The organism is Mycobacteriales bacterium (assembly GCA_035533475.1).
In the GTDB taxonomy this organism is placed as follows: Bacteria; Actinomycetota; Actinomycetes; order DATLTS01; family DATLTS01; genus DATLTS01.
This window is the reverse complement of record DATLTS010000035.1, coordinates 110,948-128,327: the sequence shown is the minus strand read 5'-3', so window position 1 is coordinate 128,327 and position 17,380 is coordinate 110,948. Positions and strand designations below refer to the sequence as shown.

Annotated in this window: 11 protein-coding genes; 8 read left to right on the top strand and 3 right to left on the bottom strand. The window is 71.5% G+C overall.

Features of this window, described 5'->3' with window-relative positions:
* The first annotated feature begins 109 nt into the window (after positions 1-109).
* From VNG13_07990 to VNG13_07955, 8 genes are all read left to right on the top strand, one after another.
* Complete coding sequence (locus VNG13_07990; GenBank protein HVA60464.1) at positions 110-2,473, top strand: amino acid permease; 2,364 nt, start codon at positions 110-112, stop codon at positions 2,471-2,473.
* A complete protein-coding gene (locus tag VNG13_07985; protein ID HVA60463.1) occupies positions 2,470-3,732 on the top strand; it encodes a TRAM domain-containing protein in 1,263 nt (420 codons plus the stop codon). The genes VNG13_07990 and VNG13_07985 overlap by 4 nt, the downstream gene beginning before the upstream one ends.
* Positions 3,729-4,094 carry a hypothetical protein gene (locus VNG13_07980; GenBank protein ID HVA60462.1) on the top strand — a complete coding sequence of 122 codons (366 nt, stop codon included), beginning with the start codon at positions 3,729-3,731 and terminating at the stop codon, positions 4,092-4,094. Before VNG13_07985 ends, VNG13_07980 begins: the two co-directional genes overlap by 4 nt.
* A 46-nt stretch (positions 4,095-4,140) precedes the next feature.
* Positions 4,141-6,060 (top strand): 1-deoxy-D-xylulose-5-phosphate synthase, encoded by a 1,920-nt coding sequence (dxs, locus tag VNG13_07975; GenBank protein ID HVA60461.1) that lies wholly within the window; start codon positions 4,141-4,143, stop codon positions 6,058-6,060.
* Between the two features lie 262 nt (positions 6,061-6,322).
* Positions 6,323-8,131 (top strand): hypothetical protein, encoded by a 1,809-nt coding sequence (locus tag VNG13_07970; protein ID HVA60460.1) that lies wholly within the window; start codon positions 6,323-6,325, stop codon positions 8,129-8,131.
* Entirely contained in the window at positions 8,128-10,347 is a 2,220-nt protein-coding gene (locus tag VNG13_07965; GenBank protein ID HVA60459.1) for an ABC transporter permease, read from the top strand. The genes VNG13_07970 and VNG13_07965 overlap by 4 nt, the downstream gene beginning before the upstream one ends.
* Positions 10,344-12,056 (top strand): ATP-binding cassette domain-containing protein, encoded by a 1,713-nt coding sequence (locus VNG13_07960; protein HVA60458.1) that lies wholly within the window; start codon positions 10,344-10,346, stop codon positions 12,054-12,056. Before VNG13_07965 ends, VNG13_07960 begins: the two co-directional genes overlap by 4 nt.
* Positions 12,053-13,135 (top strand): hypothetical protein, encoded by a 1,083-nt coding sequence (locus VNG13_07955; protein ID HVA60457.1) that lies wholly within the window; start codon positions 12,053-12,055, stop codon positions 13,133-13,135. The genes VNG13_07960 and VNG13_07955 overlap by 4 nt, the downstream gene beginning before the upstream one ends.
* Positions 13,136-13,151: 16 nt before the next feature.
* Here VNG13_07955 and VNG13_07950 read toward each other — a convergent pair whose 3' ends face one another.
* From VNG13_07950 to VNG13_07940, 3 genes are read right to left on the bottom strand one after another with little or no spacing between them, the layout of a single operon-like run.
* Positions 13,152-14,003 (bottom strand): hypothetical protein, encoded by an 852-nt coding sequence (locus VNG13_07950; protein ID HVA60456.1) that lies wholly within the window; start codon positions 14,001-14,003, stop codon positions 13,152-13,154.
* Between the two features lie 38 nt (positions 14,004-14,041).
* On the bottom strand, positions 14,042-16,150 hold the full coding sequence (locus VNG13_07945) for a 3-hydroxyacyl-CoA dehydrogenase NAD-binding domain-containing protein (GenBank protein ID HVA60455.1): 2,109 nt from the start codon (positions 16,148-16,150) through the stop codon (positions 14,042-14,044).
* A complete protein-coding gene (locus VNG13_07940; GenBank protein HVA60454.1) occupies positions 16,147-17,355 on the bottom strand; it encodes a thiolase family protein in 1,209 nt (402 codons plus the stop codon). Before VNG13_07940 ends, VNG13_07945 begins: the two co-directional genes overlap by 4 nt.
* Positions 17,356-17,380 lie beyond the last annotated feature (25 nt).

The window sequence follows — 17,380 nt, the reverse complement described above, 5'->3', positions numbered from 1 at the left end:
GGTGCGTGAGGTGTTCCCCGGTCCGCAGTGCGCGTCGAGCATACGTCCGGGCGTCGCTGGTCAGCGGGTTGACGCCGACGCCGACACCGGGGACGGCATGATTTGGTCCGTGCCCCCCGACGATGACGACCCTGCCCCACCCTCACCCGCGCCGATCCCGTTGCTCACGACCGAGCTTCCGGAGACCCTGGGCTACCAGATCAAACGCAGGTTGCTCGGGGCGCCGCTGACCACTGCCCAGCTGCGTGAAGAGCGGCTGGCAAATCCGGTCGCGCTCGGTGTGCTCGCCCCGGACATGATCTCTTCCTCGGCGTACGGGACCGAGGAGATGTTGCTCATCCTGCTGCCCTGGTTCGGGGCGGCCGCATTCACGCTGCTGTTGCCGATGACGCTCGCGGTCATCTTCGTCCTCGTGGTGACGATGCTGTCCTACCGCGAAGTAGTCATGATCTACACCCGCGCCGGCGGCTCCTACGTTGTCGCCCGGGAGAACTTCGGGCCCGGGGTCGCCCAGGTCGCGGCCGTGGCGCTGCTCATCGACTACACCGTGACGGTTGCGGTCCAGACGGCGGCCGGGACGGCCGCGGTCGTTTCCTACCCGGCGCTGTCCCGGCTCGCCCCGTCCGAGACGTGGATAACGGTTGGGGTCGTCGCCCTGCTGGCCTACGGCAACCTGCGCGGAATCCGCGAAGCCGGGCGGGCCTTCGCCTTTCCCACCTTCTTCTTCTCGGTCTCCCTCGGCCTCGTGGTGGTCATCGGACTCGTCGAGCTCGCCACCGGTCACCTGCACCCGCACCCGATCCCGCTGCACGGTCCGATCGGTGTCATCAACAAGAGCCACGGCATCCTCACCGGACTCGGCATCTTCTACCTGCTGCGGAGCTTCGCGAACGGTGGGTCCTCGCTCACCGGGCTCGAGGCGGTCTCCAACGGCGTGAGCGCGTTCCGCCCGCCCGAGGGGAGGAATGCCCGGCGGACGTTGGTGGTCATGTGCGCGATCCTCGGCTCGCTCGTCACCGGGGTCTCGGTTCTCACCCACTACACCCACGCGGTGCCCTACCGGAGCGGGACTCCGACGGTCATCTCGCAGGTGGCGCACGACGTGCTCGGAACGAGCCTGGCTGGCAAGACCCTGTTCTTCCTCGTCCAGCTCTCCACGATGCTCATCCTCTACACCGGAGCGAACACCAGCTTCAACGGCTTCCCGTTCCTCGCCAGTTTCGTCGCCGAAGACGCGTTCCTGCCTCGCCAGCTCACCCATCGGGGGCACCGGCTGGCCTTCTCCAACGGGATCGTGGTGCTCGCCGTCGTGTCGGTCGCGCTGCTCATCGCGACCCGAGCCAAGGTGGACTCCCTGATCGCCTTCTACGCGATCGGGGTATTCACCGGGTTCGCGATGGCCGGGGCCGGGTTGTCCCGCTACCACCTGCGCACGAGGGAGGCCGGCTGGCGGCGCAAGCTCTCGATCAACCTGACGTCCGCGGCGCTGTCCGGGTTCATCGTGCTCATCTTCGCGGTGACGAAGTTCACCCAGGGCGCGTGGCTCGTGGTGGTGATCTTCCCGATCATGGTCTACGTGTTGATCCGGCTGAACCGCCAGTACCGCGACGAGGCCGAGGCATATCGGACGTTCGCCCCGCGACTCGATGTCGAACCGAACTTCCGCCGCCATGTGGTGCTCGTCTTCGTCGACAGCCTCGATCTTGCGACCCTGCGGGCGGTCCGCTATGCCCGCGGCTTGCGGCCGAGCGAGATTCGAGCGGTGCACATCGTCCTCGACTCGGCTCGGGCCGAGACCCTCGCCGACCGGTGGGGCCGGCTCGAGCACGGTGGGATAAATCTCGAGCTGCACGACTGCCCCGACCGCCGGATCCGCCGGACCGCCCTCGAACTGGTAGTGGGGGAGGTCGACGACGGCGTGACCGAGGCGACCGTGCTGCTGCCCCGGCGGTCGTACTCGCCACTGATCGGCCGGCTCCTGCACGACCGCACGGCCGACCGGATCGCGGCCACGGTGAGCCGGGTCCCCCACGCGGCGGCCACCATCGTGCCGTTCGACCCGCGGCTGCCTCCGGTGCACACCGCGTCGCATAAGCGGCTGACCATGGAGCAGGAGTTCGCGGCCGCCGAGGACTCCGGGCGGCGCCGGGCCGCCCGGGTGGAATCGGGTGAGGCGGCCAGGACGCCGGCCCGGCCGGACGGGGTGGTCGCCATCAACCAGCTTCGCTATCGGGAACGGGCCCGCATCGAGGGGCGCATCCGGTCGGTCGAGGTGCGACCGAAAGACGAGGCCCCGGTGCTCGAGGCGGTCGTCGCGGACGACACCGGAGGGGTGTCGCTCGTCTTCCTCGGCCGGCGCGAGATCCGTGGCGTGGCGCCGGGGCGGCGGGTCAGGGTGGAAGGCATGGTCGCCACCTACGAGGGTCGGCTTGCGATGCGCAACCCGAGGCTCATCCTGCTGCCCGACGCGTGACCGGCGGGCAGCCCGAACTCGATCTCGAGGTGGGGCCGGTCGCATCCGGGGGGATGTGTGTGGCGCGAGACGGTGACCGGGTGGTCTTCGTCCGCCACGCGCTACCCGGTGAGCTGGTCCGCGCCCGGATCACCGAGCAACGGGCGCGGTACGCGAGGGCCGACGCCGTCGAGGTGCTCCGGGCCTCGCCGGACCGGGTTTCACCGCCGTGCCAGCACGCCGGACCAGGGCGGTGCGGGGGCTGCGACTGGCAGCACGCTGCGCTGCCGGCACAACGCGCCGGGAAAGCGGCCGTCATCCGTGAGCAACTGCGTCGGCTCGCCGGCCTGGACGTCGAGGTCGAGGTCGAGGCCCTGGCCGGCTGCCCAGACGGTCTCGGCTGGCGCACCAGGGTGCAGTTCGCCGTCGGAGCGGACGCGGTGGTCGGTCTGCGCCGGCACCGCTCGCACGAGATCGAGCCCCTGACCGCATGCCCGCTGGCCCATCCACTCGTCGAAGACCTCGGGGTGGAGCGTCGTCGCTGGCCCGGGGCCGCCCTCGTCGAGGTCGCCGTCGCGGCGGCCACGCGGGACCGTGCCGTCGTCGTCACCGCGGCCTCCGGCGGGGTCGAGCCGTTCACTCCGCCGCTCGACGCCGCGCATGCCCTGCTCACCGTCGGCCGCGACGGGCCGCTCGCGCGCCATGGCCGACCCGGGGTCCGCGAGCGTGCCTTCGGGCGGCAGTTCCGAGTCAGCGGCCGCGGCTTCTGGCAGGTTCACCCGGCGGCCGCGGAGACGTTCAGCGCCGCCGTCTGTGCGTTCCTCGCGCCGCGACCCGGGGAGCGGGCGGTGGATCTCTACAGCGGGGTCGGCCTCTTCGCGGCAGCGCTCGCCGAACGGGTCGGGGCCGAGGGGCGGGTCACCGCCGTCGAGTCCGACCGTGACGCGGCCGCCGACGCGGCCGTCAACCTCGCCGACCTGCCACAGGTCCAGGTCCTCAACGCGCGGGTCGACCCGCGGCGGCTCGGCTCCCTCGGACGCAGCGACGTGGTCGTGCTCGACCCGCCGCGAGCCGGCGCCGGCGCGGCGGTCGTCGCGGCGATAGTCGGACTGCGGCCGCGGGCCGTCGCCTACGTGGCATGCGACCCTTCCGCCTTGGCGCGCGACGTCGCGTCGTTTGCCGCGCAGGGTTACCGGCTGACCGGGTTGCGCGCGTTCGACGCCTTTCCGATGACGGGACACGTCGAGTGCATCGGGCTGCTGGTCCCGGAGCCCCGGTGACCCAACTGCCGCCGGGCTGGCCGCCCGGCGTCCGAACGCCGGGCAGTCCGGACTGGGAAGGTACGGCGGTCGGCTGGCTGTTCGACCAGTGTCCGGCGGATTACCGGGGATACGAGGTGCTTCGCCGGCACCCGATCGTGCTCGCCCGGTTCGCCGCCGGCCATCTCGCCGCCGCGGTCGAGGCTTCCCGGCGGGGGCTGGCCGGGGCGCGAGCCGCCCTGGCGCCGGTGGTCGCACCGGAGGTGGTCGACGCGGCGGTGTCGGTGTACGAGCGGGAGGTCGGCCGGCTGGCGACGGCGGCGCATGCGGTCGACCTGATCGAGTCGGCATTGCGCGGCCGGCGGTACGTGCCCCGGCTGTGACGCGGGCCGGGCGGGTCGGGGCGAAGCTTAGACTCGTCCGGTGACGCTGCTCGAGTCGATCCAGGGTCCGGCCGACCTCAAGCGGCTGGGGGCCGCCGACCTCCCGCGGCTGGCGACCGAGATCCGCGACTTCCTCATCACGTCGGTGTCCCGGACCGGCGGACATCTCGGGCCGAACCTCGGGGCGGTGGAGCTGACCATCGCCCTGCACCGGGTGTTCGACTCGCCCCGGGACCGGATCCTGTGGGACACCGGACACCAGGCGTACGTGCACAAGATCCTGACCGGGCGCCAGGCCGGCTTCGTCGCGTTGCGCCAGGCCGGCGGGATGTCCGGTTATCCGAGCCGTGCCGAGTCCGAGCACGACGTCATCGAGAACTCGCACGCCTCGACGGCGCTGTCCTACGCCGACGGGCTGGCCAAGGCATACGCGCTGCGCGGCGAACCGGATCGTGCCGTGGTCGCCGTGGTCGGGGACGGCGCGCTGACCGGCGGGATGTGCTGGGAGGCGATGAACAACATCGCCGCCGCCCCGCATCGCCCGGTGATCATCGTCGTCAACGACAACGGCCGCTCCTACGCCCCGACCGTCGGAGGCGTCGCCGACCACCTGGCGGCGCTGCGGCTGACCCAGGGATACGAGCAGGCGCTCGACCTGGTCAAGTCGGTGCTCAGCCGGACCCGGGTGGTCGGCCCGCCGCTCTACGAGGCCTTGCATGGACTGAAGAAGGGCATCAAGGACGTCCTCGCCCCGCAGGGCCTGTTCGAGGACCTGGGGTTGAAATACGTCGGCCCGATCGACGGGCACGACATCGAGGCGGTGGAGAGTGCGCTGCGTCGGGCTCGGGACTTCGGCGGCCCGGTCATCGTGCACTGCGTGACTCGCAAGGGTTTCGGCTACGCGCCGGCCGAGGCGGACGACGCGGACCGGCTGCACAGTCCGGGAGGCGCGTTCGACCCGCAGACCGGGTTGGTCCATCCGAAGGGGGGCGGCCCCACCGGAACGCAGGTCTTCTCGGACGAGATGGTCGGCATCGGGCGGGACCGGCCGGATGTCGTGGCGCTCACCGCGGCGATGCTTGCGCCGGTTGGGCTGGAGAAGTTCCAACAGCTGTTTCCGGACCGGGTGTTCGACGTCGGGATCGCCGAGCAGCACGCGGTGACCTCGGCGGCCGGGCTCGCCGAGGGGGGGCTGCATCCGGTCGTCTGCATCTACGCCACCTTCCTCAACCGGGCCTTCGACCAGCTCCTGCTGGACGTCGCCCTGCATCGGTCGGCGGTCACCTTCGTGCTCGACCGGGCGGGGGTCACCGGGGACGACGGGCCGAGCCACAACGGGATGTGGGACCTGTCGATCCTCCAGGTCGTGCCCGGATTGCGGGTGGCGGCGCCGCGGGACGCCGCGACCCTGCGCGCGGCCCTCCGCGAGGCCGTCGAGATCGCCGACGGCCCCACCGTGGTGCGGTTCGCCAAGGGACCGGTCGGCGCCGACATCCCGGCCGTGGACCGCGTGGGCGCGGTCGACGTCCTGGCCGGGACCGGAAACGGCGACGTGCTGGTCATCGCGATCGGCGCGATGGCCCGGGTCGGGCTCGAGGTCGCCGAGCGGCTCGGTGCCCAGGGGATCAGCTCCACCGTCGTCGACCCGCGCTGGGTGAAGCCCGTCGACGCGGCACTGGAGCGGCTGGCCGGCGGGCATCGGCTGGTGGTCACGGTCGAGGACAACGGCCGGGTCGGCGGGGTCGGCGCCGCAATCGCGCAGGAACTCGGGGATGCGGGGGTGGACGTCCCGATCCGCCAGTTCGGACTCCCGCAACGGTTCTTCGCGCACGGCACCCGGGCCCAGGTCCTCGCTGCCGCCGGGCTCACCGCGCAGGACATCGCCCGCGCCGTCGTCGAGATGGTGGCCCGGTCGGCCCCGGTCGAGTCCGCGCCGGTCGACATCCGCGAGGCCGATCAGCGCTAGCCGGGCCGCGTGGCCAGCTCCCTCCGTCGCCCCTGCCGCATGCCGAGTGGGCGGTTTGCCCGGGGTGAACCGCCCAGTCGCCGCGTGCTGATGTTGACGAATCGCCCACTCGCCGCGTGCTGAACTCGATGGACCGGCGGCGCGTTCGCGGCCGGTCAGGCGTGACCAGGGTCACATACCTGCCTTGACGGGACATCCCGCCGCTCGCATGATTCAGCCGATCCAGCCGATTCAGCCGGTTCACCCAGCGCCCGGAGGACTGATGGGTTCGAGTCCGCTGCTCAGCAAGTTCGGTCCGCTGGGTTTGCTCGTCGCCATGCAACTGGTTCTGGTGCTCGTGCTGCCCTCAACCGCGCCCGGGGCCAACGGCTCTTCGGCGCTCGGCACCGGTTACTCCTCCGGAACCGGCGCCGGGGGCACCACCACCACCAGTGGCGCGCCGGGCACCCCCGGCTCGACCTCGGGGCTGCCCGGGGCCGCGGCCACGGGCGCGGCCGGCACCGGCGCCGCGGGAACAGGTTCCGGTCAGGGGCCCGGCCCCGGGGTAACCGGAAGCCAGCCCACGACCACCAGTGTGTCCACGGGCGGCGTCGGCGGGGACACCACGCACTGCGTGAGTGGCCGCCAGTACAGCCCGTCGATCGACTTCTTCGCACCGCCATGCACCCCGGGCACGGTCGGCGCGGCCGACCCGAGCAACGGGGGCGCGACCTGGCAGGGCGTGACCGGGCAGCAGATCGAAGTCGTCAACTACGTGGCGGACTACGGCGCGGAAGTGGACGCGATCCTGAAGGCACAGGGCCTGTACTATACCGCGGCGCAGGCCCAGGTCTGGGACGGGGCCGACGCGGCGTTCATCGACAGCCACTACCAGCTCTACGGGCGCAAGATCCATATCGATAGCTACCAGGGAACCTGCACCACGGTGCCGCCGGACTACACCTGCCTGATCGGCGAGATGGACAAGATCGTGACCCAGTACCACCCATACGCGGTGTTCTGGAACACCACCGTCTGCTCCGCCTGCTACGCCGAGCTGTCCCGTCTGCACGTGGTGAACTTCGGCGGCGCCGGCTTCTCGGACGCCTTCCACAACGCCAACGCCCCGTACTCCTTCGACGCGGCGGAAAGCTCGAGCCGGGTGGAGCTCCAGTTCGCCAAGTGGTGGTGCTCGCAGATGACGAGCCAGCGCGGCAGCGGGCGCACCGCGATCTTCGCCGGGACGGAGAACCCGGCGCAGAACTTCCGGCACTCCAAGCGCGTCCTCGGCGTGATCAGCACGAACGACCCGGACAACGAGGCCACCGTCAAGCAGGTGTTGTTCCCGGCCCTTCAGTCCGACTGCGGCGAGTCGGTCACCCACACCTACTTCTACGCGCAGAACATCAACACCGCCACCCAGCAGTCCCAGGAGGGGACCGCGCGGATGGACACCACCAGCAACCCGGCGACGAGCGTGCTCTGCCTGTGCGACCCGGTGGCACCCCAGTTCGCCTACAACGCCTCGGCCTCCGACAACTACTGGCCGGAGTCTCTGATCGCGAGTGACCAGACGATGGACTGGGACTCGAGCGCGCAGACCTATGACGGCAGCCTCGCCTGCCCCAACCCCAATCAGGGCTGCCCGTTCGACAACGCGATCGGGCTGGGCGCCGACGACCCGCAGACCGCGCCCGCGCAGTCATCGGCCGTCAAGGTCTGGAACCTGGAGACCGGCGGCAAGGCGCTGCCGGTCTCGTCGGCGGTGCTCCAGATCTTCTGGGACAACTACAACATGCTGGGCAGCATGATCGAGAACACCGGCCCGCAGCTCACGCCGCCGCGGATGCAGGCGCTGGCCCCGCAGATGGGTGCCCGCGGTGGCGGCACCACCGGGTACGTGCTGCGCCAGTTCCTGCCGAACGACTGGTGCTGGAACCAGGACGTCGCGGTCATGTACTGGGATCACAAGGCGATCAGTCCCTACAACGGTGTGGCCGGGCACTGGATCCCGGTCGAGGGATCCCGGTTCAACTTCAACTTCCCGGCGTTCGCCGAGCCTCCGGCACCGGAGCCGGAGAACCGTAAGTGACCATCCTGGGCGCCTCGCCACCGTCCGTCGCCGGGCTACGAGACCTGCTCGGCTCGCTCGCCAGCAGCTCCGGCCGGACCGCGACGCTGGTCCGCCGCACCGTCATCGCGGCCGCGGCCTTCTTCGGGATCCGGGCGTGGTTCGGGATGTCGTCGGTCGACATCGTCAACGGGCTGTCCCTGGGCGCCCTGTACGGAATCATCGGTGTCGCGCTGGTCCTGTCCTACCGGACCAGCCGGGTGATCAACTTCGCTGCGGCCGCGGTCGGCGCGGTGCCGGCCATCTTCGCGGTGTCGCTCACCATCGCCGACCATGTCAGCTACCTGCTGACCCTGCCGATCGCGGTCGTCGGCGGGCTGGCGTTTGGTGCCCTCACCGAGGTCGTCGTCCTGCGCCGGTTCAACCATGCCTCGCGGCTCATCGTGACCGTCGTCACCATCGGGGTAGCGCAAAGCTATGCCGCGCTCGGCTTCTTCATCCCGGTGTGGTTCGGTCAGAAGGCGGCGCAGGCCCCCAAGGTCACCACGCCATGGCAGAGCCTCGCCTACCACAGCTCCCGCGGCGAACCCGTCCTGACCGGCAACGACGTCTTCGCGATCGTCTCGGTGCTGATCGTCACCGGCGCGCTGGCCCTGTTCCTGAAGCGCAGCCGCTTCGGCATCGCGCTGCGCGCGTCGAGCGAGAACGCCGAACGGGCGGCCCTGCTCGGCATCCCGGTCGCCCGGGTCGCCACCATCGCCTGGGCGCTCGCCGGGCTGCTCTCCGGGATCGCGATCTTCGGCCAGTCCCCGCTGATCGGGGTACCGAGCGACGCAACCCTGGGTTTCGACACGCTGCTCTACGGGCTGGCCGCGGCCGTCGTCGCCCGCATGCAGAGCGTCGGCCTGGCGCTGCTGACCGGCCTCGGCATCGGACTGCTCATCGCCGGCTCGGTGGCCACGGCCGGGAACAACGACTACGCGTCCGGGCTGATGATCGTCGTGATCCTGCTCGGCTTGCTGGCCCAGCGGCGGACCCGGTCCCGAGCCGTGGAAGCCGGCGCCTCGAGCTGGCAGGCGATCGCCGTCTTCCGCCCGATCCCGATCGAGCTGCGCCGGCTGCCGGAGGTCCTTCGGCTGCGCGCGATCGGCATCGCCGCGGCGATCGGGCTCGCGATCGGGCTTCCGTTCCTCGCGGGAGCCGCCTACGTGCCGGAGCTCACCGTGCTGCCGGTCTACGGCATCATCGGCGTCTCCCTGGTCGTCCTCACCGGGTGGGCCGGCCAGATCAGTCTCGGCCAGTTCGGTCTGGTCGGAATGTCCGCGGCCGTTTCCGGCGGGCTCGCCGCCAACCACAACATCGACTTCTTCGCGGCGTTGGCGATCGGGATCGCAACCGGGGTGGTCACCGCGGTGATCATCGGGTTGCCGGCCGTCCGGATCCACGGCATCTACCTCGCGGTGACGACCCTGGCGTTCGGCTACGCCGTCGAAAACTACATGTTGAACACGAACTACTTCATCGGCGCGCACATCCTGCCGTCCGGCTACACGGCACACCTGCTGCGCCCGCTGCTCTACGGCCGGTTCGACATGAACGACCCGAAGAGCTTCTACTTCCTGTGCGTGGCGTTCTTCGGCCTGTGCATCGCCGGGGCCCTGTCGTTCCGCCGCCACCACAGCGGGCGGATCCTCATCGCGCTGCGCGACAACCAGCGGGCCGCCACGTCCTACGGGATCGCGCCGGTGCGCAGCCGGCTGGCCGCCTTCGCCGTCGCCGGCGTCTTCGCCGGCGTCGCCGGCGTGCTGTTCGCCTACCTGCAGTTCAGCGTCAACGCCGGAACGTACAGCGTGACGGCGAGCATCGGGGTGTTCCTCGCCGCCGCGGTCGGCGGCCTCGGCTCGCTCGCCGGCGGCGTGCTCGGGGTGATCGCATTCGAGGCGCTGGTGCTGTTCGGGCCGCTGATCTGGCACCACCTCGGCACCACGTGGGACTCGGTGATGCCGCTGTTGTTGACCGGCCCCCTGCTGATCCTCAACCTGTGGTTCAACCCGGGCGGTCTCGCCGGCTGGGTGTTCCAGCTCCGCGACGACTGGCTGCGCCGCCTGGCCTCGCGTCACCAGCTGCACGTGCCCTCGCTCGTCGCGGACCGGCGGGTCGACGAGCACGAACCGGAACACCAGGAGCAGGCTTTCGGCGCCGCGCTCACCGCCCGCGAGCCGGAGCCGGTCCGATGAGGCTCGGCCTCGACCGCCGGGGTAGGCACCGTGCGGCGGCGGATCTGGACACCACCCAGCTCCTGCCGGTCACCTCCGGGGCGCTGCTCTCCTGCCGCGGCGTGGACGTCGCCTACGACAAGGTGCAGGTGCTCTTCGACGTCGACCTGGAGGTCCCCGAAGGTTCGATCGTGGCCCTGCTCGGGACCAACGGAGCCGGCAAGTCCACCTTGCTCAAGGCGATCTCCGGGCTGATCCACCCGACAGCGGGGCAGATCACGTTCGCCGGTCGCGACATAACCCGCGCCACACCCGGTGAGACGACCGCCCTCGGCATCGTGCACGTCCCGGGCGGCCGCGCCGTGTTCCCGACCCTCACCGTCGCGGAGCACTTCACGGTCGGCTGCTGGATGTACGCCAGCCAGTCCGCGGACGCGGTCGCGGAGCGTACCCAGCAGGTGCTCGCCATGTTCCCCCGCCTGACCGAGCGGTGGGGTCAGCTCGCCGGGGATCTCTCCGGCGGGGAGCAGCAGCAGTTGGCCCTCGGCATGGCGTTCATCGCGCGGCCCCGGCTGCTGGTCATCGACGAGCTGTCGCTGGGGCTCGCCCCCGCGATCGTCGACCGGCTGCTCGATGCGGTGCGCGCGATCCACGCCGAGGGCGCCACGATCGTGCTCGTCGAGCAGTCGGTGAACGTGGCCCTGATCATCGCCCAGACGGCGTGCTTCATGGAGAAGGGGGAGATCCGTTTCACCGGCGCCACCGAGGACCTGCTCGACCGCGACGATGTGCTGCGCTCGGTCTTCCTGGACCAGGCCGGTCGATCCCTCGGCGCCGGCAAGCCCAAGCCCAAGCCCGGCGTCTCCGCCAACGGCCGGTCGGGTGGCCCGGAGACTGCCGAGGAGAAGGTCCTCGAGGTGAGCGGGCTCAGCCGTTCGTTCGGCGGCATCGTCGCGGTGCAGGACGTCTCGTTCACGTTGCACAGCAGGGAGATCCTGGGTTTCATCGGCCCCAACGGCGCCGGCAAGACCACCGTTTTCGACCTGATCTCCGGGCACATCCCGGCCGAGCGCGGGCGGATCACCCTCGAGGGCGTGGATATCGGTCGTTGGCCGCCGGAGCGGCGGGCCACGGCCGGCCTCGGGCGCTCCTTCCAGGACGCGCGGATCTTCCCTTCCCTCACCGTCGCCGAGAACATCGCCCTCGGCATGGAACGCCACATCGAGGTGCGCGACCACCTCTCGGCCCTAATCGGCACCCCGGCCATCCGCGACTCCGAGCTGGATGTGGCGTTCACCGTCGACGACCTGATCGAGCTGATGGGCCTGGGGGCGTTCCGGGACAAGTTCGTGGCCGAGCTGTCCACCGGCTCGCGGCGGATCGTGGATCTGGCCATGGCGCTCGCCCACGACCCGAAGGTGCTGCTGCTCGACGAGCCGTCCAGCGGGATCGCGCAACGCGAGACCGAAGCCCTCGGCCCGTTGCTGCTGCGCATTCGCGAGGAGACCGGCGCCGCCATGATGGTCATCGAGCACGACATGCCGTTGATCTGCTCGGTCTCGGACTCGATCGTTGCCCTGGACCTGGGCCGGGTACTCACCGAGGGGCCGCCGGCGCAGGTCCTCGCCGACGACCGGGTGATCTCGGCGTACCTGGGGAGCGACCCGGCGACGATCGGCCGGTCGGGGCGGAACCGGCCGCCGGCGCGACAGAAGGTGGCGGCGAAATGAACTCGAGGACGCGTCTGGCGTTGCGCCTGGCCGGAACCAGCTGCGTGGCCACCGTGGCGGCCACGTTCGCTCTGGCCGGCCCGGCGTTCGCCGAAGCCCCGCTCCGCGCCGGCTGGTGGAACCTCGTGTCGGCGAACGGATCCGCGGCGCCGGCCACGACCCCGGCGGGCGAGCTGCACGTGGCGGTGGCCCCGGGTCAGGTGCTCGCCTATTCCGCGCTCGCCTACCAGGTCGGCTCCGCGGGATCGGCGACGCTCACCGTGGCGGTGGATACCAGCACGGAGCAGGGCACGCCGTCGCTGCTGGCCTGCCCGACGCTGAACACCAGCTGGCGAAACGGGGACGACCAGCCGTCCAGCGCCGCGCCGGGCTACAACTGCGCCGCCCATTCCTACGCCGGGGTGCTGTCCTCCAGCGGCAAATCGGTGACTTTCCTACTCGACTCCGGTGCCCAGGTAGCGGCTGGCCTGTACAGCGTCGCGATCGTGCCGGCCACGACCAACAACGTGCCGGTTCTCGACATCGGCGCCCCCACCGACGCCACCCCGCCCTTCTCGGTGGACCTGGCGACGCCCGGGGGCGAGTCGTTCAGCGGGGCCGGCTCGCAGTCTCCGCCGATCGGTGGTCCGGGCGCTGGCGGCTCGGGTGGGTCCGGCTCGTCCGGAAGCACGCCCGGCTCGACCGGGGCGAGCACGACGAGCGCGCCGCCGAGCCGCACCACACCGGCCGTCGCGAGCGGCGCGGGCACAACCGGCCCGGTGGTGACCGGGGGATCGCTCCCGGCAGGCGCAGCCACGACGACCACGTCGACCGGCGCCGCTCCGGCGGTGGCCGGGACCGGGGCGAACAACGCGCCGGTCGCGCAGCGCGCCGTCGCCGCCAGCACACCCACAACCGGGCGGACCAGAAACGTCGCGGTTGGGCTTCTCGCCGCGATGGGCCTGGTGCTGTTGGCGACGAACACCGGATTCGGCCGAAGGCGTTCCGCGTTCACCGGCGCGGTCGGCCCGGTGGGGGTGGAGCGCGGCCTGGGCCGGTTCGCCAAGCCCAGGCAGCGCCCGCCGCATCCGCTGATCTGACGGGCTCCTCGCCCGGCTACCGGTAGAGGACGTCGCGCAGCCACGGCTCGTGAACGGCCGGGTCGCGCAGGACGAGTTGTTCCGGCTGGCCGCCGGGTCGAGCCAGCGCGAGCTCGTCGGCGGTGACGAGAAGGGGCCGGGGGAAACCGCGATGCGGCGCCTCGGTGAGCGCGGCCGCGGCTAGAACGTAGGCGGGGTCGATCCTGGTCAGGTCGAGCCAACCCCGCACCCGCATCGGGACCGCCGCCGAGCGCATGCCTTCGCTGGCGGCTACGAGCACCACCCGCAGGCTGCGCGACCCCAGGAGCGTGACGACGTCGCAGTCGCCCATCGGACGCAGCGGAGCGGCCGGCTGGCGCAGGTACCGTTCGGCGGCCATCCGACCCATCTGCTCCAGATAGACCAGCTGCGCGGGCCACCACGGATCGGCGTCGAAACCGGCGGCCTCGAGCAGCCGCTGCGGTGGGACGACGATGTCGTCGGGGTGGGTCGGGTCGAGGCCGACGAAACCCAGTCCGATGTCCAGCGCGTCGCCGAGGACCCGCAGCCGCACCCAGTCGAGCCCAGGGTGCAACTCGCTTTCGACCGGGACGCCGTAAGGGCGAGCCATCTCGGCGAGCTCCCGGGCGGTGCGGGAGGCGAGCCAGCGCCGGACCGCGAGCCATCGGGCCAGCCGGGTGCGTGCCAGATCGCTCTCCGGGTCGGCGCCGGCGACGGCCCGGCGGATCTCCGCCCAAGTGACCTTGATCCGGGGGACCTGGGTCAGCACGATGCCGGTGAGCGACGGGCGCAGGTCCACGTCGTGCAGGACCGATACCGCGAGCGCGCACCGGCGCAGCGCGATGTCCAGCGGCGGTTTGGGCGGCACTTCCCTACGCTACCCAGCCGCGATCGCAACCAGGCGCGTCAATCGGGTGAATCTGGGCAATCCATGCGCGGCAGGCTGGCCACGCCGGCGGGCAGAAATCGCCGGCCGGCGACCCGTTCGGAGACCCCCGCGCGGTCCAGGTACGGGGTGATTCCGCCGAGGTGGAAGGGCCAACCGGCGCCGAGGAGCAGGCACAGGTCGATGTCCGCTGCCTCGGCGACGACCCCGTCGTCGAGCATCAGCCGGATCTCCTCGGCGAGCGCGTCGAGGGCCCGGCCGCGCACCTCCTCCGCGGAGGACGCGCGCGGGTCGGCTGGTCGGAGAAACAGGTCGGCTACCTCGGGGTCCACCTGCGCCGCCCCGGACGCCCAGCTGTACACACCGGTCTTGCCCGCCTCCACCATCCGGCGGAGGTTCTCCGACACGTAGAAGCGCTCGGGGAACGCGGCATGCAACGTTTCCGCGACGTGCAGCGCAACCGTCGGCCCGACCAGGGCCAGCAACTCGAACGGCGACATCGGCAGTCCCAGCGGCCGCAGGGCAGCGTCGGCGTCCTCGAAAGCCGTGCCCTCGTCGACCGCGCGGGTCACCTCGCCGAGGAATCGGGTCAACACCCGATTCACGACGAACGCCGGAGCATCTTTAACGAGCACCGCCGACTTCTTCAGCGCCCGGGCGATAGTGAACGCGGTGGCCAATGTGGGGTCGTCGGTCCGCGCGGTCCGCGCGATCTCCAGCAGCGGCAGCACGGCGACCGGGTTGAAGAAGTGGAAGCCGACGACCCGCTCCGGGTGGCTGAGCCCCGCGGCCATCGCCGTGACCGACAGCGAGGATGTGTTGGTAGCGAGCACGCACGTGTCGGAGACGACCGCCTCGCATTCGGCGAACACCTGCTGCTTGACCGTCAACTCCTCGAACACCGCCTCGATGACGAAGTCAGCGTCCGCGAATCCGGCTTTCGACAGCGACCCGGTGACCAGAGCCTTGAGTCGGTTCGCCCGGTCGGGCGTGATCCGGCCCCGGCCGAGGAGACGGTCGACCTCGCCGTGGACGTATCCGACGCCGGTGTCCAGCCGGGACTGGTCGACGTCGGTCAGCACGACCGGGACCTCGAGCCGCTGGACGAACAGGGTGGCGAGCTGGCTGGCCATCAGCCCCGCGCCGACGATGCCCACCTTGGTGACGGGCCGGGCGAGGGACCGGTCGAGGGCGCCGACCGGGCGGCGCGCCCGCTTTTGGACGAGGTCGAACGCGTACAGCCCGGAGCGCAGTTCCTCGCCGAGGATCAGGTCGGCGAGCGCCTCGTCCTCCGCGGCGAACCCGGTGGCCCGATCCGCGCTTTTCGCAAGAGCGATCAGCTCCAGAGCCCGGTAGGGCGCCGGGGCGGCACCGTGCACCGAGGCGTCGACCAGGTCCCGGCCGCGGGCCACGGCCTCGTCCCAGGCGGGGCCGCGGTCCGGTTCCGGCCGGGCGGGGCGGACCCGGCCGGCGAGCACGTCGGCGGCCCAGTGCAGCGAGCGCTCGAGGAAGTCGGCCGGCTCGAACAGGGCGTCCGCCAGCCCGAGCTCGAAAGCCTGCGCGCCGCGGAGCGTCCGGTTCTGGCTGAGCGGGTTCTCCAGGATCACTTTGATGGCGGCGTCCGGGCCGATCAGGTTCGGCAACAGCTGGGTTCCTCCCCAGCCGGGGACCAGCCCGAGGAAACACTCGGGCAGGGCGACCGCGGGAACCCCGGAGGAGATCGTCCGGTAGGTGCAGTGCAGCGCGATCTCGACCCCGCCGCCCATCGCCGCTCCGTTGACGAAGGCGAAGGTCGGCTTGCCGGCGCCGAGCCGGCCGAAGACCCGGTGTCCGAGCCGACCGATGTCGAGCGCCTGATCCCGGCGGGTGAGCCGGGAAACCCCGGACAGGTCTGCGCCGACCGCGAAAATGAACGGCTTCCCGGTGATCGCGATCGCATCCACGTCGCTCGCCGCGGCGGCGTCGAGCGCGGCGTCGAGTGCGAGCAGGCCGGCCGGCCCGAACGTGTTCGGCCGGGTGTGGTCGTGCCCGTTGTCCAGGGTGATCAGCGCGAAGGCGGGGCCGTCGGGAAGTTCGACCCGGCGGGTCAGCGCCCGGGTGACGACCTCCTCGGGGAACTCGGTGGTCACGCGCCCTCCCAGTGTGGGTTCTCCCAGATGACCGTTGCGCCCATTCCGATCCCGACGCACATGGCGGTGATCCCGTAGCGGACCCGCGGCTGCTCGGTGAACTGGCGAGCCAACTGGATCATCAGCCGCACCCCGGAACAGGCGAGGGGGTGACCGAGCGCGATCGCGCCGCCGTAGGGGTTGACCCGGGGGTCGTCGTCCGCGAGCCCGAAATGGTCGAGGAAGGCGAGGACCTGGACGGCGAAGGCTTCGTTGATCTCGAACAGCCCGATGTCCTCGATCGCCAGGCCGCTGCGGGCCAGGGCCTTCTCGGTGGACGGGATCGGCCCGACCCCCATGACCTCGGGCTCCACCCCCGCGAAGGCGTAGCCGACCAGGCGCATCTTCACCGGCAGCCCGAGCAGCCGGGCTGCGTCCTCCGCGGCGAGCAGGCAACCGGTCGCGCCGTCGGTGAGTCCGGCCGCGTTGCCGGCGGTCACCCGGCCGTGCGGGCGGAACGGGGTCTTGAGCCGCGCGAGATCCTCGAGCGTCGTGCCCGGGCGGGGCGGCTCGTCGGCGGTAGCGAGCCCGTAGCCGGACTCCGCGGACCGCACGGCGACCGGGACGAGGTCCGCAGCGATCCGGCCGGCGGCGAGCGCTTCGGCGTAACGCCGCTGGCTGGCGAGCGCGAAAGCGTCGGCGCGCTCCCTGGTCAGCTCGGGAAAGCGGTCGTGCAGGTTCTCTGCGGTCTGGCCCATGACCAGCGCCGAAGGGTCGACCAGTCGCTCGGTGAGAAACCGGGGGTTCGGGTCGACGCCCTCGCCCATCGGGTGGTGGCCCATGTGCTCGACGCCACCGGCGATGGCCACGTCGTACGCGCCGAAGCCGATGCCGGAGCCCATCGTCGTCACGGCGGTCATCGCCCCGGCGCACATCCGGTCGAGAGCGAAGCCGGGGACCGTCTTGGGCAGGCCGGCGAGGATCGCGGCGGTCCGGCCGAGGGTGAGGCCCTGGTCGCCGATCTGCGTGGTGGCGGCGATCGCCACGTCGTCGACCCGTTCCGGCGGGAGCTCCGGGTGCCGGCGCAGCAACTCGCGCAGCACGTGCACGACGAGGTCGTCGGCCCGGGTCTGGGCGTAGAGGCCGTTCGGTCCGGCCTTGCCGAAGGGGGTGCGGACCCCGTCGACGAAGACCACGGAGGGCGCGGCGGGGCTGGCGTGCGGCACGGCGGACTCCCGGAGCGAGGAGGAT